A 21,490-nucleotide genomic window follows, 5' to 3' on the forward strand; every position below is an offset into this window, starting at 1 on the left:
CCTCGTATGAAAACACTCGCTCGTGAGGGGAACCGTGGCGTGCCGCAATCAAGTGTCTCATACGAGCAACAGGACATCGTACGCAAGCGTACGACGCTACTTTTGGTTGTTTGTGATTGTAAAGGAGCGATATATGTATTCGCAACATCAAGAGCTTTCGCAAGAGGCTATCCATCTTCCCGATAGTGTTCCTCCTGATGAGTCTTCGTGCTCGTTGCAGGATGTTGATCTCATAACTGCCGGTTTCGATCTGCTGCCAGGTTGGGTCGCGGATTTGTCTGTTTCGGATGGACAATCTCCAGTGCTGGCTCAGGGGCTGGCTGCCTGGGTGCAGTTTGACTATCCCGACGATCTCTCGCTCATGGATGGTTTGTCTTCCCTCGCGGCGGAATTGGAGCAGTAGCTATGCTCACTCCTTTATCCACTCCTCAGGTCCAGGATGAGCAGCATATTCTGGTGGCCGGGCAGATAATTGAGCAGGTTCCGTCTCCCGATGCCGATGGGCATGAGGTGCGTGTGACGATCATACGGGGCGGTCGCTCGAAGAATGGCTATGCCTACGATGATGCTGCTCTGTCGGCGATCGCGACGCTGATCGATGGCGCTCAGGCGTATGCCGATCACGCTCGCTTACCCGCCGATCAGAGTAATCGATCGGTGCGCGATGTCGTCGGTTTCTATCATGACATTTTGTATGTTCCGGCGCTCTCTGTCGAGGCTCCGGAGAGCGGACGCGTCGATGCGACGCTGCACATCTTTGAGGCCGCCGATTGGCTCTGGTCCATCATCAAAGAGGCGTGTCAGCTGGGGCGTCCGGAGTTGATCGGCCTTTCGATCGATATTATTGGGCAGTGGCAGCAGAATGATCAGCAGAATGCGAAGGATGTGATCGCGGTGCTTCAGGTCAATTCGTGCGACATTGTTACCAGACCCAGCGCGGGTGGCACGTTTCGACGCATCATCCACGACGATTCATCCGCATTGGAGGATGAACGCGCTTTGTCTACTATTGTCCCTACGATGAATACACTACAAGGAGATTACTCAGCTATGACACAGACACACATTTCTACTCCCGATACTGTTTCTGTTCCCCAGGGATCTCTATCCACAGGCGGTGAGGAGGCTCCCACGCCACGCGTGGAGGCTGGGCGTTTGTTGGAACAACAGCAACTCCTGGAGCAGCAGCGCCTGGAGATGGAGCGCTTGCTTGCCGATGCACGCCTCCAAAAATGCTCCCTGATCCTGGAGCGGCGCTTGCAGGAGAGCATTATGCCCGAGGCGGTCAAGAGTCAGGTGCGGCAGCGCTTTCAGGGACGTCTCTTTGAGGATGCGGAACTGGAGTCCGAGTTGAGCTCAACGCAGCAGCTGCTGGCTCGCCTGACGGCCGATGGAGTGATTCGCGGCCATGGCTCCGAGAAGGCGACTGTCGGGCAGATGATTACTGAGGCGGAGAAGGTCCAGGCGGCCTTCGATGCGATGTTTGATCTGGATATCGATCGCACAAGGCTGGGCAATATTCGTGGCTTTGTCAGCATCCACGAGGCGTATACACGCGTGACGGGCGACTCCTCGCTGTATGGCGGGATCAGCGGAAGTAGCCATCTTGGCACGATCCATGTGGCCGAAAGTGCTCCCATCAGTCGTATCTCGGAGGCCGATACGACGACCGCCAGCTTCTCCTATCTGCTCGGCACAAGCATGAATAAACGCTTGCTGAAGGATTATCAGGCGTGGCCGGCTGAATGGCAGAAATTTGTGACGATTGCTCCGATTCGCGACTTTAAGCAGCAGACGCGTATCCGCCTGGGTGCCTTCGGAAGCCTGCCGGTCGTGGCGGAGGATGCTCCCTATAGCGCGGTCACGCTGACCGATTCGGCCGCAACGTATGTCCCTCAGAAGCGTGGCAATCTGGTCACGATCTCGCGCGAAACGATCCTCAATGACGACCTGCACGCGATTCGACAGGTTCCTACCAAGCTGGCGGTGGCCGCAGCCTATACGTTGGCCGAGTTTGTCTATACCTTCCTCTCCAGCAATCCAGTGATCTATGATAGCTCAAACCTCTTCGGGACAGGCGCACCACATAATAATCTGGGCACGTCTGCGCTCTCGACCAGCGCCATGCAGAGCGGTATCACGGCGATGCGCGAACAGACAAATTATGCAGGCAAGCGGCTCGGATTGCGTCCGCGCTATCTGGTCGTGCCTCCCGAATTAGAGTGGACAAGTATGGTCGTGACCAAGTCGGCAGGTGTCCCAGGCTCTCCGAACAACGATATCAATCCTATGCTTGGCTATGTCACTCCCATCGTGGCCCCGCAACTGACAAGTACCACGCAGTGGTTCCTGATCGGCGATCCCAGGGAAGTGGATACGATCGAGGTCGGCTTCGTGGGCGGTCAGGTGAATCCGACGCTGTTTATCCAGGATCAGCCGATACTGGGCCTGAACTTTACGCAGGATGCGATCACGTACAAGATTCGTCATGAGTATGGTGGCGCGGTTGTCGATTATCGTGGCATCTATCGCGGCATCTGAACAATCTTATGGTCGTAAGTGGAGGTTGTCACATATTGGCACGTTGAATGGGAGGTAGCAAGTTGACGAATTTTATGAATGCTGATGGGTCGGGATTGATGGGCGGTCTGAATCCCGCTGGAAAAGGTCAGTCGTTACGCGTCGATGGCAATGGGAATCTCCTGACGGTTCCCGGCAGTAACGCGGCACAGGATGGCGGCGCAGGTATGGCGATGACGCCAGAAGTGTCCTACCTGTACAATAATGGCGCTCCGGGCAACAACAACTTTGATCGTCAGCGCGAATTACAGGGCAAGGGGATCATTTTCAATGCGATCAGCGCTGGCGCAACGGCCGGTTCGAGTAGTCTGACCCTCTCGGCGGTGACTGGTCTGGTGGCGGGCGCACCGATCCTGCTGGTGGGCGGTGGTGTGGTCGAGATTGTGTATGCCGCGACAGATTACGTCGCAGGCAGTAATCCCGTGACGTTGCAGACTGCTCAGGTCTATGCGAACCATACAGGCGCTTTCTGGGACATCTATGCTCCACAGGGGCCGCTGCTCAATGGGCTGCTGGCGACCGGGATTGAGCCGGTGGCGAATGTGATTATTGATCCCAATGCCGGCAATTATTATATCGGGCGCGCCGCCTCGCAGGATAATTGTTCGGGGTCCAATATCCCGCTGGCCAGTCCCGCTCTCTTCAATGGAAGCTCACTCGATCGAGCAGTGGGCATCAATGGCGTTCCCAGCATCCAGTCGTGGGTGCGTCAGCTCGCTCTGCAGGGGCATGCGTACAATGCTCATAATGGCCTGCAAACTTCGACGACCGGTACCAACGATTATCCTCTGAGCATTTTTAATCCAGGCACCAGCGGCAAAACCATCCTCATCTACTCGCTGCGCGTCATGGCAGGCACGGCGGCGACGAACTCGGTCACAGCTCGGCTCAAGTTTACTACCACTGATCCGGCTTATAGCAGCACGGCCACGGTCAGCAATCTGAAGGCTGGCGCGGCCGCCAGCACCATCGCGTCCAGTTGCACGTATGTCACGACCAACACCAGTTTGGCCTCCCCCTTCGCACAGATCGATATCGCTAATGGATCACTTGAGCTGCTGCAAAATGATCAGGTGATTGTGCTGCCGCCTGGGTCCTCCAATGGGATCACGCTCCTGCTGGAGACGTATGCCGCCGGCAGCTATAGTATTAGCGCCAAGTACGTCGAATTTTAGGCGAGCGCTTGCCGCTTGCCACTATTCTTATAGTCTAAGATAGGAAAGGAGAAAACTCCATGATAAATCAGCTTGAATTGGCCTTCGGCCGCTATAATGGCGGCCAGGTTGCTCCGATCGGCAGCTACCTGAATCCTCGTACCCTGGCAATCCAGCAATTGACCTCCGATGGCACGTTGGCTCAGGATGGTACCTGGGTCCGTGTCGATGCGTCTGGATCGCAGACGTTCGCCAATATTGCGGCCAGCGTCAATGCGGTCCTGGGCAGCAGTTATACGTCTGGGAGCTTTCACGCTCAGGGCGCCGGCGATCTGCTGGCTAATCCGGGGCAGGGCGCTAACGATGCGTGATGTTTTACGTGCGGTCCCCTACGAGAGAAACATCTCTCTGAAAAGAGCAAGCAACCGTGCTTAGTGCTATCAGTAACTCTCATATGCTCCTCATGGGGCTCCATTTAGACAGCCTTCCTTTCAGAGACGCACCCCAGCCGAGTCATACGAGTCACAGACAGCACGGCGGAGCCGCGCCGCTACGTGGGCGGGCATTGGCGCCTTGGGCAAAGGAGTTGTCGGCTCACTGAAATGGGAGGGGGTTGTGGCTCAGATTATTAAGCGTGCTTTGTTGATGTCGTTTAATCCGGTGACGTATACGGCTTCGGTATTGCTGCTGGAGGCGACTTCGACGGTGCTGGCAAATGTTCCGATGGCTTTCCATATGGATGGCTCTAGCGCTCTGACTAATGGCGCTCTCTGTACGGTGTTCTTTTTTGATGAGCATAATGCGACCGATGCTGTTGTGCTGGCTGTCTATAGCACGGGATCAAGTGTTCCGACGCCTCCTCCTGGTCGGGTGACTTTTGTGACTGGCTATCGGCAGATCAATGGCGATACGCTGACGGCCGGGTCTCTGGCGACTTATACGTTGAGCGGTGGAAGCTCTGGTATCCCGGCACAAGCTTCTGGTGTCCTCTTTAAAGCGTACTTCTCTAGTTCTACCGTGAATGCCTATCTCCAATTGGCTCCGCATGGTGCTAGCGATCTGGGAGCATATGCGACTCTCGGTAATATTCCAGTGGCCAGCGCGACTGTGAATGGTATGGGTATCCTGCCCCTCGATAGCAGCGGCCGCGCCGATATCAAAGCGTTTGTTGGCACTTGTAGTCTGACCCTCTACACCTATGGATATATTGAATGAGTAGAAACATTGTACATGTTGCAGGGACGCCGGAGCAGCGCATTGAGCATTGGATTTCTCAACTTGAAGAGCAGGCACAGCTCTTGTTGAGCGATATTAACCTGGCTCTCAAGATGATGAGTCAGATCCAACACTTCCTCGTGATGCAGCAGAAGAGCCGCGAACACGTCGCTGAGCGCAGCCACTCCAACATTATGCTGGAGAATCTGATGCGACAGATGCGCGGCGAAGGCGATGAGAATCCGCTTGAGCTTCCTATAGCCGAAGATGACGCGCCTGAGGAGGCTATTCAGGAGTCCTGTGAATGGTGAGGTCGCTGAGTTCTACTTTGATCAGTGCTGTTGGAGCAGCTACGCGTGTTCCGGCGATCAGTGTGAGTATCGAGGATCATATTCAGCACTATCAAGCCTATCAGTCGCCGGGCGCGGCCGATGGTTGGCACGATGCCTGCGTTGCCAGCGATGGAAGTATTGTGCGCGTGCGCTTGAGTCGTGGGACGAATATCTTCGCTCAATCGTTTCAATGGCAACGCGTTACCAATCCGGCCAGCGCGAGTCAGTGGACGGCGTGGACTACCTTCGCGAGCGCGTCCTCGACCTGCTTTCAGGATAGGGGATGTGCTGTCTCGAATAATAATGGAACCCTGCGGGCTTTTGCTCAGCAGGGGAGCGGGGGCAGCGCCCTCTGGACGTGGAGCAGTAGCGATAATGGACAGACCTGGAGCGCGTCTCCCACTGTCGTGCTGACACCTCCGAGTAGCGCGAACATCCTGGGCATCGGGAGCGCAGGGAATAACGATGTCTTCTTTCTCTATCAATTGATCGCCGGAACGTATACTGGCTGCGCCTTTTTCAGTGGCGGCAGTTGGGGCACACTGCATACGACGACGCTGGCTCCTCCCAGCTACGGCGGTGGCCTGACTGCTTATTGGGATGGCTCGGTTTATTGGATCGTTACTAGCGATACGGCGACTCTCTATGAATTTACCTATAATCCCGGGAGCACGAGCTGGCTGGCCTATCAGCCGATTGCTCCCGCTAGCAGTAGCAGCATCGGACGCCTGGCTCCACGTCTGCAATATGATGCCGGTAGCGGGCTTTATACGCTGATCTGTATAGAGTCCGATAACGGATTGGTTACCGGAGCGGTCTATAGCTATCCTCGCGTGCGACAGAGTAGCGATCTGCAACATTGGTCGCAGGGAACAATTGTGCACAGTATCGCCGCACAATATGGTGCCACCATCGTCTCGACCGCCAGCGCTAATCTGATGATTAGCATGGCAAACGTCTTACGAGCTCCGAGTTACAATCAAGCCAACACCAATCAATATCTGGATGTTAGCGCTGCCGTACTTTCCTATAGCCTGGAAGAGCACGATGCACGGCCTGCCGCGCTGGAGATGGTGATTGATAATAATCAGGGTCTGTTCTCGTCTTTGATCAGTCAGGCGACGGCGACGCAGCCGATTGGCCCGCATTGCTCGGTCGTGTTGAGCGAGGGCTATTGTACTGGATCTCCTCCTACGACGGTCGAGACGGTGAAGGTTGGGACATATCGCATCACGTCGATACAGATCCAGCGCACGCCACAGCGGCATCGGCTGCGTCTGCTCTGTCATGATGCGACCAGTCAGCTGGATCTGGTCAATCGCTTCCAGATGACGTATGTACTGCAACAGCTTGGCTGGCTCTTACGCGAAATCTGTGCTCGCGCCACCCTCTTCTCGCTCAGCTTGCCAGCCAGCAGCCAGATTACTCAGGCTGTGCCCTCCTTTGTTATGCAGGCCGGGCAGTCCTTCCGACGCGCCCTCGATGAGCTCTGTAGCATCTATGAGCTGCATTTCTTCCTCGATCAGGATGAAAGGATGCAGTTTCGTGAGCTCTCCTCCTCCGATCCCTCAACCTGGTCGTATCAGCCCGAGCTTGAATTGATCACTTTTGGCGGCGATGAGCAGCCGGGCAATCATGTGATTGTGACAGGAAAGCCTCCAGGGAGCTCTTCGGCTCTTACGACCGCCGAGTCCTACGATGATAGCAATATGCAGTGGATCGGCCAGGAGCGCTTGATCCAACATGTGGACCAGAAGTTGCTTACCACTGCTCAATGTGCCAGTAAAGCCAGTTTCCTCCTCGCACAGGCGCAACGTACCCGGGTACAACATCAGATCCAGGTTCCAGTGAATCCCGCACATCAACTGCTTGACGTAATCAGCGTCTCCGACTATAGCGTCCCCGTTGGCTCAGGACAGAGCAGCTCCGGGCGTATCGTCGAGAGTACCGTCGTCTATAATGCTCAGCAGGCGGATTATACCTCCGTCCTGCGGCTAGAAGGAGTGTAGTCTTATGGCATCAACGCAGGAATTAATCCACTTTCCGATGAAATCACAGCGCACCGAAGATCCCCATCAGGTCAATGAGGAGTACGATTGCGTCGCGACCAGCCTGGCCGCCTGTATCCAGTTCCTGACCGGTACCCCGACAACGGGTAGCGAACTCAAAAATGTGGTCTATGGAACAGGCTATGTGGGCGCGACCGTGATCAACGATTATATCCTGGAAGTCGCCAGGCGCGGCGTACTCCTGCGGACGATTAGCGGTACGCCACACGAACTGCTCCAGACGATCCGCACCGAGCTGGCTCTGGGACATCCGGTGGTGGCCTCCGAGATAGATCCCTATGTCGATGCCAGCCTCGGTTGGTCGCATATGATCGCTTTCTATGCGTGCTCGGCGACAAATCTGACTGCGATGGACCCGTATATCGCTCAGCCCGTCACCAAGAATGATGCCGCCTGGGTGGATGTCCTCAAGTATAACGAGGTCTGGCCGCTCTCGCGCAAGCAAACTCCTCCGGCACAGCGCGTTCCTCGCGGCTGGAAAGATGATGGCACGACTCTGACCGCTCCCAATGGCATTAAGGTGCTTCACGATTTTCGCTCCTATGTGCTGACTCACGATTGGCAGTCTGCTGATCTGCCTCTGGAGCTTCAGAAGCATGTCACGCAACTTGAGGTCAGCAATCCCGCGCTGGGCGGTGGCGATTGCCAGCATTTTCGGATGACGACGCTTGAAGCAACAACGTCACGCGGCGTTTTTGAGGCCTGGATCGGGCAGGAGTTGCTGGCTCTGCAACGTCTGTGCTCGCAATTGACCGCCGAGCGCGATGCTCTCAAACATCAATTGAACATTTCAAAATGAGCTCTTCTCTGGTTGTAAGATTTGAAAGGGGTGTTTCTATGTTCCTTTATCAGAATGTGCTTGCCGATGTGCTTTTAAATGCATTCCCGTTTTTGTGCGTGCTGGCGATCTGGTGCCTGAAGTTTTTTGAGCATCTACTGCCGACGAAGCAGCAGGAGATGCTTGAGCACTGTGTACAGATGGCTGTGGCGATGGCTGAGCAGTCCTATGACGATTATGGTCCGCTGGAGAAGAAGCAGTTTGCTCTGCGGGCTTCAATCGATCTCTTTCATGCGTTTCATTTGCCAGTGCCGCAGCCAGCGGCGTTGAATACTGCCATTGAGGCATCGGTTTTTGCGATACGGCAGGCGCAGGCGCAGATGAAAGCGACACCTGATCTAGCGCTGACTGGAGGCACGATACGTATGCCAGTTGTGTCGCCTGTTCCTGATGCCGACAGCAGGGGCTGAGCCAGACTCGATCTTAGTCAGGATATGCAGTGGTTTGGCGTGCCTGGTCTGTGGGCTACGCACGCCGTTGAGAGGAGGGGGTTATGCTTTTGTCCGATCTTGAAAATCTGGTGCGGTTGGATCTGTTTGATCCGGCTGGCAGTAATCAGCGCTGGAGTCAGGCAGATATCGATCGTGCGATCGATAAGGCCGTTGATCGCTACTCCGAATATTATCCCAATATCGCCTATGCCGATATGCCTACTGAGCCCTTCCAGCGTACCTATCCCTATCCACCGAGCTGGAACGCGAGCTATCCAATCCTGTGGATCGAGCGCATTCTCTATCCACTTCAGGTCTATGGCTCGGCCTTTGCTGCTCCCGGCGGTAGTATGGTGGCAGCCGCAGCCGCGGGCTCCGGTTTGAATGTTGGGAGCTATCAATACGCGGTCACCTTCTTGTCGCAGGGTGGAGAGACGACTACCGCCCCGTTGACAACTGTCACGACAAGTAGTGGCAATCAGAAGGTGAATCTGAGCGCTATCCCGCCTGGTCCTACACAGACCATGCTCCCGGGGAACGTCCCGGCAGGCAATAGCGTTATCGGGCGCGCACTCTATCGGACGGCGGTCGGTAGCACGACTCTTTTTCTGCTGGCGACGTTATCCGATAATGCGACGACGACGTATGTCGATACCCTTCCCGATAGCTCTCTGGCTGGTCAGCCACAGCCTCCACTTGTCAACACGTCGGGCGTGATGTGCTGGCCTCCACGCGAGCGCTTCTTTAGCGAGTTCTCCAATATGTTCGATTCGTCGGCGGCTCTGGCCTCGGGAGGCAATCTGGGCTCTCGCGGAGCCGTGGGCGGTAGCGCTGGCCTGACTGGCTCTCAGCAGCCAGCTTTGACGCTCCATCTGGCCACGGCTGAGCTCCCCCGCGATACCTCTTCGCTGATACGCGTCTTCTATGCGACGAAGCAGCAGTTGGATGCCTCCGGTTCGACGATCCCTGAGGTCCATCGCGATATCATTGTGCAGGGCGCGGCGGCGTTCGCAATGGAGGCGTATCAGGTGCCAACTAACGACAATTTCGATTTTCAGGATGGCTTTCTGCATGATCGTCTCGATGATACCCGCATCCCGACCTCCTGGGCTACCTCCGCTCATAGTCGCATGGAGCAGTTTTTGACGCGCCTCCAGGAGATTAAGCAGCAGCGCGATTATGCCTCCGCGTCGCGCGTGCACTGGGGCGAGATTGCTCTCTCGTGGGGACGCGTCTAGCGAACGTTTGGACATTTGAATAGTCGGCCAGCCGCAACGCTCTGGCGGCGAAAGGAGTTTTTTATGGATTTGTTGGGAACGATCAATTTCGTTTTGATTCTGACCGGGATTGTTGGGGGGATCATTGCGTATCGGAGCGGCGTCGAGCGGAGCGCCAATGAGGTGCAGGAGCGCGTGATTGCGGCCCTTGATGCTGAGCTGAGTAGTCTGCGGGCGAAGATCGATGATTTGAAGGCAGAGAATACACGCCTGTCCCTGATTATCGATACGATCTGCGTGGCCCTGCGCCGTCGCGGCCTGGCTGTCTCGATCGATGGCGATATCGTCTCGATTAGCGATCAGCAGGGACAGAGTACGATGACGCGTATTCAGGAGGAGCAGGTGCTCTGATGGCAACGATTGGTGTCGATTGCGAAATTATCCTGGATGGAAATGGCTACTTCGTCAAGCCTGATAGCTATCAAGTGCAACAGCCGCGTATCCGCCAGGCGACTGTCCGAGCAGATGGGGCCGAGTCCTATGTGGATCTCGGCCCCGGCAAGCGGCACTGGAGTATGGTGATCCTGTGTGTCAACGAGCTCACGCGCTATGATGGCTCTCTCTCCAGCAGCAGCGGACAGCAGTATCGCGATGCCTTGCGGGCCAGCTATCTGAGCAGCGCAGGCACGACGATCCTTTTGAAAGATCCCATCAATGGCAGTATCAGCGTCCATTTCGATGCTTATAGCGAACGCATTAACGATCTGCATAGTCAGATCACGTCCTTGATGACTGGTGGAAGCCTGGCGGCATCCTATGAGGTCAGCATAGAATTGGTGGAGGCGTAGCCGTATGCACTCCGATATGTATCCCGAGCAGATGCACTCCGATATCGGCTGGTTCGCCCGTCATATCCTTGGCAAGCCGCTCTATCCCTATCAGGAACAGGTCGGCAACGCCATCCTGGGCTCGATTCGCGAGGGGCGCGGCGATACTTTTACCGTTATGTTTGCGCGGCAGATGGGTAAGAATCAGTTGAGTGCCGTCCTCGAAGCTTATCTGCTCTTTGCCTATCCGCAAGGCAGCATCGTCAAAGCCGCTCCAACCTATAAGCCGCAGATCGTTAACTCACGCATGCGACTCCTCAGCATGCTCGAAGCTCCACTGCTACGCGAGCGTGTCTGGAAATCCTTTGGCTATATCATCGGACTTGCTCCGGATACAAGCCTCGTCGAAGCTCAGAGCGGTCCCCGCATTATGTTCTTCTCCGCCGGACCAGAGTCATCGATCGTCGGAGCCACCGCCAGCTTGCTGCTGGAGATAGACGAGGCTCAGGATGTCCAGATCGCTAAATATGATGTGGAACTGAAGCCGATGGCCGCAACGGCAAATTCAACCACGGTGATGTATGTCACCGCCTGGTCGGATAATACTCTGCTGGCCTGTATGCGTGCCCATAATCTTGAACTTCAGCAGCTCGATGGGATCCAGCGCCACTTTGAGTACGATTGGCAGGAGTTGGCCGCACTCAATCCTCGCTATCGATCCTTTGTTGAGAGCGAGATGCGTCGGCTCGGCGAGGATCATGTCTCCATTCGGACACAGTATCGCCTCTTGCCGATCAGCGGCGCAGGCTTCCTGCTCAACGAGCTGCAACAGCATCTCATACGTGGCACTCATTGCTGGCTCGATGGTCCCGATGACACGTCCGTGGGCTTTTATGTCGCTGGCCTCGATGTCGGTGGCGAAGAGCGTCCCAGGCCCGGCGATGAGGTTCATGCTTCAAATAAGCGCGATAGTACCGTCCTCACTATCGGACGTGTCAGCTACAACGAGCTCGATCTGCCGGCGGTCGAGATCGTCCATCAGGCCTGGTGGACCGGCATGCGCTATAACGATCAATATGCTTCTGTGAGTTCCCTGATGCAGCTCTGGAATATCCGTAAGCTCGTTGTCGATAGTACCGGTCTTGGCGAAGCTCTTGCCAGTTTGCTCATCGATAAATTTGGTTCCGAGCGTGTCGTTGGCTATAAGTTCAGTCGGACAAGCAAGAGCCATCTGACCTATCAACTGCTCAGCCTCATCAACTCCGCCCGCTTGAAACTCTATCACCAGGAGGACGCTCCAGCGCTCGTCTTCGATGAGTGCTGGAAGCAGCTACGGCTCGCTCGCTATCGCATCCCCGGCGAGCATGTTATGGATATGTATGTCGATCCTGCCGAAGGACACGACGATTTCTTGATGAGCGTCGCGCTCTGCTCCGAGGCGCTGCGCGATCTCCTTCCGCCTCCCGTTGAGAGTCTGGTCGTGCGCCCCCGCAGGCTCTATCGCGATGATGGGCGCTTTTAACGACGTGATAATGGCTTTCTTCCCTTGAAAAATATTCATGTATGATATGCTCTTACTGTGCGTGTCCTGGATAATATCCTTTTGGCAGAAGAGCATGGATGTATCTTACATTCCTCCACAAGAAGGTCAGGGTCTCAAATGCTCTCTATGCCACTCAAGATGCTTTAGAAAGCCTGTAAATAGACAGTTATTACCAACGCATCACGTCATTGCTTGGAGACGGCGTGCGGGTTCTAAATGCTTCTCTTATACCGTGTAGCTGTTCTTCACCCTGCATGCATTGATCATGCAATGTTTGTCTTTGCGTATCTTGCTGCTGCCAGCTAACTATTTTATTGGATGTCGCTGTATACAATTGATTTTGATAGTTTTCAATTATTTTAGTATCCCTTGAATCATAATCCTGCTCAGCCTTATTCCAGGCACGTGTCATCTCTTCAGATGACTTATTGCTGTTTGCTATCTTGTCAGATTTGGTCTCATATTTTTCCCGTGATTTTTTGAGCTTTTCGTCCCGTCGATCTGCTAAATTACTTTTATATGCTTCCCAAACAGTTTCTCTGTTAGCTATCAATCTATCTAAACTTTCAAGACGGCTTACTCTGTCTATTTGATTATCTACTAACTCTGAGATTGAGGGAGCTGAACTTTGGTCACTGTCAGATGAGCGCCCTCTATCATTTCTAAACCTTCCTCTATTATTATTTTCTATAGGACGTCCATGCCTACGATCGCTCATGGTTTATATACTCTCTTTCTTTGTCTTTTGACCAATAATGACGTAAAGTTCCTGACGATTCTGTTCGCCGTTCTTTCAAAAAAATTCGCTGCACTGATAAAGTTGAGTAAAAATAGCTTTATTGATTCTCAGATAATTGTAAAATCTTCCCCCTTTATCGACACTCTGTTATACCAAATAATAGCTACTCAGATTAGTACATTAGCACATTAGTACATTAGTGCATTAGTACATTAGTACATAAATCTCTTTCCTGGGATACATTCTTTGTTTCATACACGCTTTTTGTATGCTCGCATGGCAAAGATGTAAGCTACAACCAGAATGCCGAACAGCATGGTCGAAGGCGCAATCGGCATTCTGCTCGCGCTCGGCTTCTGGTGGGGACTTATCGTACTGGCTATCACTATCTTTGTCCTCGCATGGAGAATTCTCGACGAGGAGAAGCTCCTGGAAAAAGATTTGATCGGGTATAAAGAATATGAGCAGCAGGTACGCTATCGCCTGGTGCCGTATCTTTGGTAAGTCAGAAGCACGGACGCAGTACTGGTGGCTCAATACACATCAACCTAAGCGTTGAAGGTGCAGACAACCAGCTAGCTTGATCGTATGGCGAGGAAGCGGGCGCCGTAAAACGTGGATCCTACCTGTCGAGTAGCCATAAATAACGCATGCTCCGCTGGAGCACCACCATCCATGAAAATTTATTTTCAGGAGAATTTCCTGGAAAAACAGCTTCCTATCAGGTATACTTTCTCTCAAACGTGTAAATTGCGTGCCTCATCGCGAGATTGACGAATCATTGGAATGCGGAAGACGGACACACCTATCAGGCGAGGGTAGCTGAGCCTATGCAGACGAGTGAGACACAAACAGAACAGGCCTCTTCCTCAAACGAAGAGCAAAAGCTTTCATCTTCGGTTCCTACAGAACAGGCTCCTCTTGCACGATCTCGGAAGAAGGCAGGGTCGCAACCAGCCACAGCGGACAAATGCACGTTTTCTGGGGACGTGCAAATTTCGCTCAAGCGTTTTGAGGAGAGCGGTGTCCCAGGGGGGAACGGGAAACTGACTGGAATGTAGTTGGAGGAGAGAGCAAGTGACACCAATTTTAGCCACGAAACTGTATATCCCTCCGCTACGACCGAACGTAGTCAGCCGACCCCGCCTGATCGAGCGGCTCAACGAGGGGCAGCACCACAAACTGACCCTTCTCTCAGCCCCCGCTGGCTTTGGGAAAACTACGCTGGTCAGTGAATGGATCGAGGGACTCGAGCGACCGGTTGCCTGGCTGTCCCTGGACGAAGGGGATAATGACCCTGTACGCTTTCTGACGTACCTCGTCTCGGCTGTGCAGACCATTGTCGCCAATATTGGGAAAGGGGTGTTGGGGGGACTTCAATCCCCTCAACCACCGTCACTCGAAGCGATGCTGACGACCTTGCTCAATGAGGTCACCACCATCCCGAACCATTTCGCCCTCGTCCTTGACGACTACCATGCGATTGATGCCAAATCAGTTGACCAGGCCCTCGCCTTTCTGCTCGCTCATCTGCCCCCAAACATGCATCTGGTCATCGCTACGAGGGAAGACCCTCACCTACCCCTGGCCCGTCTGCGTGCCCGGGACCACTTGACCGAGGTACGTGCCGTCGATTTGCGTTTTACCCCCTCCGAAGCCGCCGCATTTCTCAATCAGGTCATGGGCCTTACCCTCTCAGCCCAGGACATCGCCGCCCTGGAAAGGCGCACCGAAGGCTGGATTGCCGGTCTGCAATTGGCTGCACTTTCACTACAGGGACATGAAGATGCCACCAGTTTCATCACCTCCTTCACCGGCAGCGACCATTTCGTCTTGGACTACTTGATGGAAGAAGTCCTCGGGCAGCAGGACGCACGCGTCCAGACGTTCTTGCTGCGCACGTCCATCCTCGATCGAATGTCGGGACTATTGTGTGATGCAGTGGTGCTCGGCTCCACAATGAGCGGGCAAGCCACCCTGGAATACCTCGAACGCGCTAATCTGTTTCTCATCCCCCTGGACAACGAGCGGCGCTGGTACCGCTATCACCATCTCTTTGCCGATTTGCTCAGGCTGCGTCTCCATCAGAGCATTTCCTCCTCTCCAGCACTTGCGCAAAGCCAGGTGAACGAGTTGCACCTCCGGGCAAGTAGCTGGTATGAAGACCAGGGCCTCACGATGGAAGCCTTTCATCATGCGACTGCCGCCAATGATGTGGAGCGTGCCGAGTGCCTGATGGAAGGAAATGGCTTTCCCTTGCATTTTCCTGGCGCGGTGACCACTGTCCTGAACTGGTTGGACTCGCTGCCAAAGACGGTTCTGGATGCCAGGCCCTCGTTGTGGGTGAGGTATGCCACGTTGCTGCTGGTGAGTTCCGAGACGACCGGTGTGGAAGAGAAACTCCAGGCGGCTGAATCCGCACTGCAAGGCACCAATCTAGATGTCAGAACCCGCGACCTGATCGGGCAAATCGCCGCTGCCAGGGCGATGTTGGCTCTCACTCCATACCAGCCAGAAACGGTGCTGGCCCAGTCACGCCGTGCCTTGGAGTATCTGGACCCCGAGAATCTGTTTTCCCTCGCGACTGCTCAATGGACGCTGGGGGTCGCCTACCAACTCCAGGGAGATCGTGCTGCGGCGAGAGGGGCCTATACCGAAGTCATCAAGAACAGCCAGACCCCCGAGGGTATTTTCACCACCATCCTGGCGACGATGTGCCTGGGCATGATCCAGGAAACTGACAACCAGCTCCATCTTTCGGTCCAGACCTACCAGCGCGTGCTGCAATTAGCAGGGGATCAGCCACTTCCTCATCTCTGCGAAGCGCATCTGGGCCTGGCCCGGGTCCTCTACGAATGGAACGATCTGGAGGCCGCCGAGCAGCACAGGCGACAGAGTCTCCACCTGTCGCGGCAGTGTGGTCAGGCAGTTGAGTACTCCATTGCCTGCGAGGTCTTTCTGGCCCGCCTCTTTCTGGCCCGGGGAGAGGTGTCCGACGCTGCTGCTTTGCTTGCTCAGGCCAGTCAGTCCGCACAGCAGCACAACGTTGTGGCTCGCATGCCTGAGATCACCTCCGCACAAGTGCTCACCTTCCTGCGCCAGGGGAGTCTTTCAGCGGCAGCCCATCTGGCTCAAGCACACCAACTCCCTCTGAGCCAGGCCCGGGTCCATCTGGCTCAGGGCGACCCATCTACAGCACTGGCGGTGCTCTCTGCATGGCGACAGCAAGTGGAGGCAAAGGGTTGGAAGGATGAACAGCTCAAGGTGATGGTCCTCCAGGCGATCGCGGCTCGCGCTCATGGCGAAAAGGATCAGGCGGTGCTCCTGCTCGTTGACGCACTGGCGATGGCCGAGCCTGCCGGTTTCATCCGTCTCTTTCTCGACGAAGGCCTCCCCATGACTTCCCTCTTGTTCGAAGCGATGACTCTGGGGAGAATGCCCGAGTATCTCAGGAAATTGTTGACTGCATATGAGGCCGAGCAGCAGAGTGAAAACAGCTTGTCTCTGCCTCCTGCACAGCTCCTTCTTGAACCCTTGAGCCAACGCGAGTTGGAAGTCCTCCGTCTCGTGGCTGCCGGACTCTCCAATCAGGAGATTAGCGAGCGGCTTTTTCTGGTTCTGGGGACCGTGAAAGGCCATACTCATAAGATCTTTGGCAAGCTCGGGGCTCAGCGGCGCACCGAAGCGATCGCACGAGCCCGTGATCTGGGGCTGCTCTAAGCCGATCTAGTGTCGTTTTCCCCACATGGAACTGTTCGGCCTGGCAATGCGATCCGTCAGTTTCGCACCGCCAGGCGTATTCGTACCCACAACACTTCCCCAAACATACCTTTGGTATTGCTCTGTTCCTCTCGCAGCGAAGAGAGAACATAACTCCAAACATACCTTTAGATGCTTTCTGTTCCTGCTCCGAAGAAGCTATACTCCCTGCAAGAAGATATCTGAAGCACGTGGAACAGGCAGAGATGACCGCCACACGAGGGACAGAGACATGTCAAACGAGAGCAACTCAAGCAATGAAAAGGAGGCGGAGCCTCTGATCTATCAGATCAGAGTTCAGGGTCACCTGGATCGCAAGTGGGCCGACTGGTTTTCTGGCCTGAGCATCACATTGCTTGACAACGGCGAGACCCTGTTCACCGGCCCAGTGCTCGATCAGGCCGCATTGCATGGCTTGCTGAGAAAAGTACGTGATGTTGGCCTGCCATTGGTCGCGATCATTCGCATTGAGCCCGAGCAGGTAGATGGACTGGATGTCAGACCTTGACACCTCACACTCTTATCCAACAAGGAGATCAACACATGAAAGCCATCGACATCAACACAGAGGAGAAACCCTTGAATTCCTACAGAAAGACGGCAAGAATTGCAGGAATCTTGTTTCTTGCCGGGACGGTGACGGCTCTCCCTATGTCTTTCACCGAAGCGATTCTGAATGCTCCAAACTATCTCACGGGCATTGCTGCAAACAGCACCCAGGTGCTCATCGGAGCGCTTTTTCTTTTTCTCGCGGCGGTGTTCTCTGGGTGTATTGCCATTTCGCTGTATCCCGTCTTGAAGAAACAGAATGAAGCTCTGGCTCTGGGAGCGGTTGGTTTCAGGCTGCTTGAGCCCGTCTTCTATCTCGTAAATGTCATTGGTATCCTCTCGCTAGTGACGTTAAGCCAGAACTTTGTCAGAGCAGGAGCGCCAGAGGCTTCTGTCTATCAAATCGTAGGCATGCTCATCCAGGCCGCGCGAGCGTATGCAAGCTATGTGTTTGGGGTCGGCGCTTTTAGCCTGGGTGCGCTGATGTATTATGTCATCTTCTATCAATCACGACTCATTCCTCGCTGGCTATCAGGTTGGGGTTTGATTGCAGCTACGCTCTCGCTCGCAGCGGCTATCCTCGTGATGTTCGGCGTAAAACCTCTTTCGCCCTTCTTCACCGTACTGATTCTTCCCATCTTCTTCAACGAAATCGTTCTAGAAGGCTGGCTCATTTTCAAGGGCTTCAATCCGTCGGCCATCGCTTCACTGCCTGAAAAATAGTAGTAACGAGATAAAATGAGCGTCTTCAAAGAAGAAAGGATGATCAAATGAAAGCCATCATATGTACCCAATATGGATCACCCGAGGTTCTTCAGCTCCAGGAGGTTGCCAAACCTGTCCCCAGGGACAATGAAATCCTGGTGAAAGTCTCTGCGACCACCATCACCGCAGGGGAAGCCAGAGTGCGAAGTTTCACGGTGCCTCTCTCTTACTGGCTCCCCGCTCGACTCCTGATTGGCCTGAGAAAACCCAAAAAAGCTATCCCGGGGATGGTCGTAGCCGGGGAAGTTGAAGCGGTAGGGAAAGAGGTCAAACGCTTTAAAAGTGGGGATCAGGTGTTTGCCTATGATATTGCCAGATTCAGTACGTATGCCGAGTATACCTGTCTGCCAGAAAACAGCGCGATAGCATTCAAACCATCGACTGTCACCTATGAGGAAGCCGCCGGCATTCCTTTTGGAGGCATCACAGCCTTGCACTTCCTCAAACAAGGGAAGATCCACAGCGGACAACAGGTGTTGATCTATGGCGCTTCTGGCAGCGTCGGAACGTGGGCCGTCCAGCTCGCAAAGCACTTTGGTGCTCTCGTTACCGGAGTGTGCAGTACGACGAATGTCGCATTGGTGAAATCGCTGGGGGCCGATCAGGTCATCGATTACACAAAAGAGGATTTCACCAGCAGTGGTGAGACTTATGATATGCTTTTTGACGCGGTAGGCAAGACTTCATTTCCAGGCTGTCTGAGATTACTCAAGAAAGATGGAGTGTATCTGCAACCTGTTGCTCCGCCAGCACTCAGTCTTCGAATGCTCTGGGCGGGAGTGACAAGCAGCAGGACACTCATAGGCGGGGCGGCAACCCCAAAGACTGAGGATCTCATGTACCTCAAAGAACTCGTTGAAGCGGGCAAGATCAAACCTGTCATTGACAGATGCTATCCCTTGGAGCAGATCGTCGAGGCCCACAGGCACGTTGACCAGGGACACAAAAAGGGAGATGTCGTCATTACTGTGCAATAGAACAATCACACCTGACAACACTCGATGTGCCCAGGCCGTGAGCGCTGGTGTCGCCTTTACCGTCTATGCGGTCTCATAGATACCTCAATGCGGATCGAGAGAGAGCGGAGGGCAAACCAGCTTCGGCGCTGATTACCTTTCTCAAAAAAGAGCGCTTCCTGTGCTGAATTGAGACACCCGGGATATAAATTTGCTCGCTTCATGGGAGGAATTTCGCTCATTACGTGAGAGGTTCGGTCTCTTTGACACAGCGATACCACGTCGCACCGGCCCATGAAGCGAGTAAATTTATCTGTCTATTGGTTGCAGGTAGCTATTCTGGCAAAAATCGCACGGCTAATGCCGCAATGGGAAGGGGGATACGCCTCTTTTATTCTGGCAATCATCTCCTTTACTCAGGTGGATGTTGCTAGCGTATCAGCTATAGGTTTGGCCCATCTCAGGAGTTGTTCATCGACCATTGCAGGAGCTACGATTTGTAAACCCAGAGGTAATCCATTTTTGGCTTGCCCTGCTGGCAGCGTCAGGGCAGGCATGCCTGCATATGACCAGGGAACGTTCATCACTGGATCGCCGGTTGTCTTGATACCTTTCGGAGCAGGTCCGCTGGCGGCTGGACAGATCCAGAGATCAATACCTTCTTGCTTCATTAACGTTTCTAGCGCAATACGAACGATCTCACGGTCAGCATGAGCTTGCATCACCAACTCGGTGGGTATCTGCTGTCCAGCATGGATTCTCTCTGCGGTGCGCGGGCGATAGAGCTCTGCATAGTCGGCAAACCAGTTGGTATGTGCTTGAGCCATCTCTGCCATGCTCAAATGTCGATGTTTTGTGTTGATGTCCTGAATATCGTTGAGGGCTGCTACACGTTTGATTGTATATCCAGCCTTTTCTAATTGTCTTAGATTTTTTTCGAAGCACACTAACGCTTCAGGTGACGCTTGCGTAAGATAGGGGCCAGTGGGGATGGCCAGTACGGGCATCTTTGTCGTAGATATTTCTGTCCAGTTACGGCAGAGCAAGGAGGCGGCTGTGGTTATGCCTGCGATATCCTGAGTGAACAAGCCGATGGTGTCCACTGAGACCGAATGAGGAATCACACCATCTATGGCGATACGTTTGTAGGTTGGCTTAAAACCAATAATGCCACAGAATGCGGCTGGCCGGATGATTGATCCTGCGGTCTGTGTGCCGATCGCTAACGTGCAGATCCCTGCGGCGATGGCTGCGGCCGATCCACTACTTGATCCTCCTGGTGTATGCTCAAGGTTGTGTGGGTTGCGGGTTGGTCCTGGCTCGTCGGATGCAAACTCTGCCGTCACTGTTTTGGCAAATATTAATGCTCCCGCTTCATGTAGCCTGGTGACACAGCTTGCCTCTGGACCTGCAAATAAGGATACTGGTAGTTGTGATCCTGCCTGTGTTGGAAAGCTATCCGTTCGACATATATCTTTGACGCCCAAGAGAGCACCATATAAAAGTGGGCGATGCTCTGGATCTGGGAAACGTTGCTGTAAGCTGGCCGCTTCCGCAAGCAGACGTGAGCGTCGTCCCGGCTCCGGCAAAAACGCCTGGATGTGGGGCTCTATCTCATCGGCACGATCACAGATTGTGTGGATGAAGGCTAGCAGATCACGTCGACCCGAGCGTAACTCGGCTACTGTAGTCTCCAGTGGGAGCGGGGCGGTGAATGATAACATTGTTTATGGCCTACCTTTTGTATCTACATATGGCGAGCAAAGTACAAGGCTGAAGAGCCTGGTGGATGGAGTCGCTTACTGGATATTGTAATAGCATAGCATATGTGGCTGACAACCCCTCGCGCAGAGCTCGTGGCGCACAACGTAGAAGCTACTCCTCGGGGCCGGGTGCTTTGGCTCCCCATCGAGCGAACCTACCCACTTGACGAGATTTCGGAAGCACATTGCGATGACCTTTGACGGACAAAAAGGATGATCTGTTGCAATTCGCTTGATCGCGACGTACCTCCGTGCTGTCTGTGACTCGTACGGTCACGCTCCCCATGAGGTTCCATTGTGATATCTTCCCACTTTGGATTGCCTCGTCGGCGTTGCTTCCATCAGCACGTGGAACCGTGTCGTGCGTCCAGTGACAGCACGGCGGAGCCGCGCCGCTACTACTCTGTCAAAGGTCATCGCGCCGATGTCGCATTGAAAACGCGATCCCAATGAGGTGAGAGGCTCGCCGACGTAGCGCCGTGGTCTTGTAATTCGCTTGATCGCGACGTACCCGGCGGCCAGTTCACGTGCGAAACTGCTGAATATCAGCCCCCACATGCACAATTGCATTTCTTTTCGAGCAAGAATAACAGGCAGAACGATCTTCATCGCATGATTTTTCTCTTCTTTCACTATTGAGTGACAAAATTGAACAGTACGTACGTCACGAGGCCGCCGGGTACGTCGCGATCAAGCGAATTACAAGACCACGGCGCTACGTCGGCAAACGTGGATGCCTCGTTCAAGGGATCA

Annotated in this window: 21 protein-coding genes; 18 read left to right on the plus strand and 3 right to left on the minus strand. The window is 54.2% G+C overall.

Annotated elements, in window-relative coordinates; genetic code table 11:
- Positions 1 to 133: 133 nt before the first annotated feature.
- From AC27N8_RS35380 to AC27N8_RS35440, 13 genes are all read left to right on the plus strand, one after another.
- On the plus strand, positions 134 to 403 hold the full coding sequence (locus tag AC27N8_RS35380) for a hypothetical protein (protein ID WP_487074470.1): 270 nt from the start codon (positions 134 to 136) through the stop codon (positions 401 to 403).
- A 2-nt stretch (positions 404 to 405) separates the two neighbouring features.
- Entirely contained in the window at positions 406 to 2,541 is a 2,136-nt protein-coding gene (locus AC27N8_RS35385) for a phage major capsid protein (RefSeq protein ID WP_487074472.1), read from the plus strand.
- A 62-nt stretch (positions 2,542 to 2,603) separates the two neighbouring features.
- Positions 2,604 to 3,755 carry a hypothetical protein gene (locus AC27N8_RS35390; RefSeq protein ID WP_487074474.1) on the plus strand — a complete coding sequence of 384 codons (1,152 nt, stop codon included), beginning with the start codon at positions 2,604 to 2,606 and terminating at the stop codon, positions 3,753 to 3,755.
- Positions 3,756 to 3,814: 59 nt separating this feature from the next.
- Positions 3,815 to 4,105, plus strand: coding sequence for a hypothetical protein (locus AC27N8_RS35395; protein ID WP_487074476.1), 291 nt, complete (start codon positions 3,815 to 3,817; stop codon positions 4,103 to 4,105).
- Between the two features lie 244 nt (positions 4,106 to 4,349).
- Positions 4,350 to 4,949 carry a hypothetical protein gene (locus AC27N8_RS35400; RefSeq protein ID WP_487074478.1) on the plus strand — a complete coding sequence of 200 codons (600 nt, stop codon included), beginning with the start codon at positions 4,350 to 4,352 and terminating at the stop codon, positions 4,947 to 4,949.
- Positions 4,946 to 5,260 carry a hypothetical protein gene (locus tag AC27N8_RS35405; RefSeq protein WP_487074480.1) on the plus strand — a complete coding sequence of 105 codons (315 nt, stop codon included), beginning with the start codon at positions 4,946 to 4,948 and terminating at the stop codon, positions 5,258 to 5,260. Before AC27N8_RS35400 ends, AC27N8_RS35405 begins: the two co-directional genes overlap by 4 nt.
- A complete protein-coding gene (locus AC27N8_RS35410) occupies positions 5,254 to 7,290 on the plus strand; it encodes a PLL family lectin (protein WP_487074482.1) in 2,037 nt (678 codons plus the stop codon). The genes AC27N8_RS35405 and AC27N8_RS35410 overlap by 7 nt, the downstream gene beginning before the upstream one ends.
- Positions 7,291 to 7,294: 4 nt before the next feature.
- Positions 7,295 to 8,149 carry a cysteine peptidase family C39 domain-containing protein gene (locus AC27N8_RS35415; protein ID WP_487074484.1) on the plus strand — a complete coding sequence of 285 codons (855 nt, stop codon included), beginning with the start codon at positions 7,295 to 7,297 and terminating at the stop codon, positions 8,147 to 8,149.
- Positions 8,150 to 8,187: 38 nt separating this feature from the next.
- On the plus strand, positions 8,188 to 8,598 hold the full coding sequence (locus tag AC27N8_RS35420; protein WP_487074486.1) for a hypothetical protein: 411 nt from the start codon (positions 8,188 to 8,190) through the stop codon (positions 8,596 to 8,598).
- Between the two features lie 83 nt (positions 8,599 to 8,681).
- Positions 8,682 to 9,857: a hypothetical protein gene (locus tag AC27N8_RS35425; protein WP_487074488.1), complete on the plus strand. Its 1,176-nt coding sequence runs from the start codon at positions 8,682 to 8,684 to the stop codon at positions 9,855 to 9,857.
- A gap of 63 nt (positions 9,858 to 9,920) precedes the next feature.
- Entirely contained in the window at positions 9,921 to 10,247 is a 327-nt protein-coding gene (locus AC27N8_RS35430) for a hypothetical protein (RefSeq protein WP_487074490.1), read from the plus strand.
- A complete protein-coding gene (locus tag AC27N8_RS35435) occupies positions 10,247 to 10,684 on the plus strand; it encodes a hypothetical protein (protein ID WP_487074492.1) in 438 nt (145 codons plus the stop codon). Before AC27N8_RS35430 ends, AC27N8_RS35435 begins: the two co-directional genes overlap by 1 nt.
- A gap of 4 nt (positions 10,685 to 10,688) precedes the next feature.
- Positions 10,689 to 12,185 (plus strand): hypothetical protein, encoded by a 1,497-nt coding sequence (locus tag AC27N8_RS35440; RefSeq protein WP_487074494.1) that lies wholly within the window; start codon positions 10,689 to 10,691, stop codon positions 12,183 to 12,185.
- Between the two features lie 190 nt (positions 12,186 to 12,375).
- Here the strand turns inward: AC27N8_RS35440 and AC27N8_RS35445 are convergent, their stop codons facing one another.
- Positions 12,376 to 12,924 (minus strand): hypothetical protein, encoded by a 549-nt coding sequence (locus AC27N8_RS35445; RefSeq protein ID WP_487074496.1) that lies wholly within the window; start codon positions 12,922 to 12,924, stop codon positions 12,376 to 12,378.
- A 324-nt stretch (positions 12,925 to 13,248) separates the two neighbouring features.
- Here AC27N8_RS35445 and AC27N8_RS35450 point away from each other — a divergent pair, with 324 nt between their 5' ends.
- The 5 genes from AC27N8_RS35450 (at position 13,249) to AC27N8_RS35470 (ending at position 18,995) form a co-directional block, all read left to right on the plus strand.
- Complete coding sequence (locus AC27N8_RS35450; protein WP_487074498.1) at positions 13,249 to 13,449, plus strand: hypothetical protein; 201 nt, start codon at positions 13,249 to 13,251, stop codon at positions 13,447 to 13,449.
- A gap of 573 nt (positions 13,450 to 14,022) precedes the next feature.
- Positions 14,023 to 16,665, plus strand: coding sequence for a winged helix-turn-helix domain-containing protein (locus AC27N8_RS35455; protein WP_487074500.1), 2,643 nt, complete (start codon positions 14,023 to 14,025; stop codon positions 16,663 to 16,665).
- Between the two features lie 271 nt (positions 16,666 to 16,936).
- The gene (locus AC27N8_RS35460) at positions 16,937 to 17,212 is read left to right on the plus strand and encodes a hypothetical protein (RefSeq protein ID WP_487074502.1); all 276 of its coding nucleotides are present in this window, start codon (positions 16,937 to 16,939) and stop codon (positions 17,210 to 17,212) included.
- A 35-nt stretch (positions 17,213 to 17,247) separates the two neighbouring features.
- A complete protein-coding gene (locus AC27N8_RS35465; protein WP_487074504.1) occupies positions 17,248 to 17,976 on the plus strand; it encodes a DUF4386 domain-containing protein in 729 nt (242 codons plus the stop codon).
- Positions 17,977 to 18,023: 47 nt separating this feature from the next.
- Positions 18,024 to 18,995, plus strand: coding sequence for an NAD(P)-dependent alcohol dehydrogenase (locus AC27N8_RS35470; protein WP_487074506.1), 972 nt, complete (start codon positions 18,024 to 18,026; stop codon positions 18,993 to 18,995).
- Between the two features lie 395 nt (positions 18,996 to 19,390).
- On the opposite strand, the gene AC27N8_RS35475 is transcribed toward AC27N8_RS35470, so the two are convergent.
- Entirely contained in the window at positions 19,391 to 20,698 is a 1,308-nt protein-coding gene (locus tag AC27N8_RS35475; protein ID WP_487074508.1) for an amidase, read from the minus strand.
- 312 nt (positions 20,699 to 21,010) lie between these two features.
- Positions 21,011 to 21,346 (minus strand): hypothetical protein, encoded by a 336-nt coding sequence (locus AC27N8_RS35480; RefSeq protein WP_487074510.1) that lies wholly within the window; start codon positions 21,344 to 21,346, stop codon positions 21,011 to 21,013.
- Between the last annotated feature and the right edge of the window lie 144 nt (positions 21,347 to 21,490).

This window comes from Dictyobacter sp. Z7_2 (assembly GCF_057551105.1).

What these genes read in the sequence shown, in the direction of transcription:
- AC27N8_RS35380 (WP_487074470.1), top strand. Translation starts at nt 134, where the DNA reads ATGTATTCGCAACATCAAGAGCTTTCGCAAGAGGCTATCCATCTTCCC.
- AC27N8_RS35385 (WP_487074472.1), top strand. Translation starts at nt 406, where the DNA reads ATGCTCACTCCTTTATCCACTCCTCAGGTCCAGGATGAGCAGCATATT.
- AC27N8_RS35395 (WP_487074476.1), top strand. Translation starts at nt 3,815, where the DNA reads ATGATAAATCAGCTTGAATTGGCCTTCGGCCGCTATAATGGCGGCCAG.
- AC27N8_RS35405 (WP_487074480.1), top strand. Translation starts at nt 4,946, where the DNA reads ATGAGTAGAAACATTGTACATGTTGCAGGGACGCCGGAGCAGCGCATT.
- AC27N8_RS35410 (WP_487074482.1), top strand. Translation starts at nt 5,254, where the DNA reads ATGGTGAGGTCGCTGAGTTCTACTTTGATCAGTGCTGTTGGAGCAGCT.
- AC27N8_RS35415 (WP_487074484.1), top strand. Translation starts at nt 7,295, where the DNA reads ATGGCATCAACGCAGGAATTAATCCACTTTCCGATGAAATCACAGCGC.
- AC27N8_RS35420 (WP_487074486.1), top strand. Translation starts at nt 8,188, where the DNA reads ATGTTCCTTTATCAGAATGTGCTTGCCGATGTGCTTTTAAATGCATTC.
- AC27N8_RS35425 (WP_487074488.1), top strand. Translation starts at nt 8,682, where the DNA reads ATGCTTTTGTCCGATCTTGAAAATCTGGTGCGGTTGGATCTGTTTGAT.
- AC27N8_RS35430 (WP_487074490.1), top strand. Translation starts at nt 9,921, where the DNA reads ATGGATTTGTTGGGAACGATCAATTTCGTTTTGATTCTGACCGGGATT.
- AC27N8_RS35435 (WP_487074492.1), top strand. Translation starts at nt 10,247, where the DNA reads ATGGCAACGATTGGTGTCGATTGCGAAATTATCCTGGATGGAAATGGC.
- AC27N8_RS35440 (WP_487074494.1), top strand. Translation starts at nt 10,689, where the DNA reads ATGCACTCCGATATGTATCCCGAGCAGATGCACTCCGATATCGGCTGG.
- AC27N8_RS35445 (WP_487074496.1), bottom strand. Translation starts at nt 12,924, where the DNA reads ATGAGCGATCGTAGGCATGGACGTCCTATAGAAAATAATAATAGAGGA.
- AC27N8_RS35450 (WP_487074498.1), top strand. Translation starts at nt 13,249, where the DNA reads ATGCCGAACAGCATGGTCGAAGGCGCAATCGGCATTCTGCTCGCGCTC.
- AC27N8_RS35460 (WP_487074502.1), top strand. Translation starts at nt 16,937, where the DNA reads ATGTCAAACGAGAGCAACTCAAGCAATGAAAAGGAGGCGGAGCCTCTG.
- AC27N8_RS35465 (WP_487074504.1), top strand. Translation starts at nt 17,248, where the DNA reads ATGAAAGCCATCGACATCAACACAGAGGAGAAACCCTTGAATTCCTAC.
- AC27N8_RS35470 (WP_487074506.1), top strand. Translation starts at nt 18,024, where the DNA reads ATGAAAGCCATCATATGTACCCAATATGGATCACCCGAGGTTCTTCAG.
- AC27N8_RS35475 (WP_487074508.1), bottom strand. Translation starts at nt 20,698, where the DNA reads ATGTTATCATTCACCGCCCCGCTCCCACTGGAGACTACAGTAGCCGAG.
- AC27N8_RS35480 (WP_487074510.1), bottom strand. Translation starts at nt 21,346, where the DNA reads ATGAAGATCGTTCTGCCTGTTATTCTTGCTCGAAAAGAAATGCAATTG.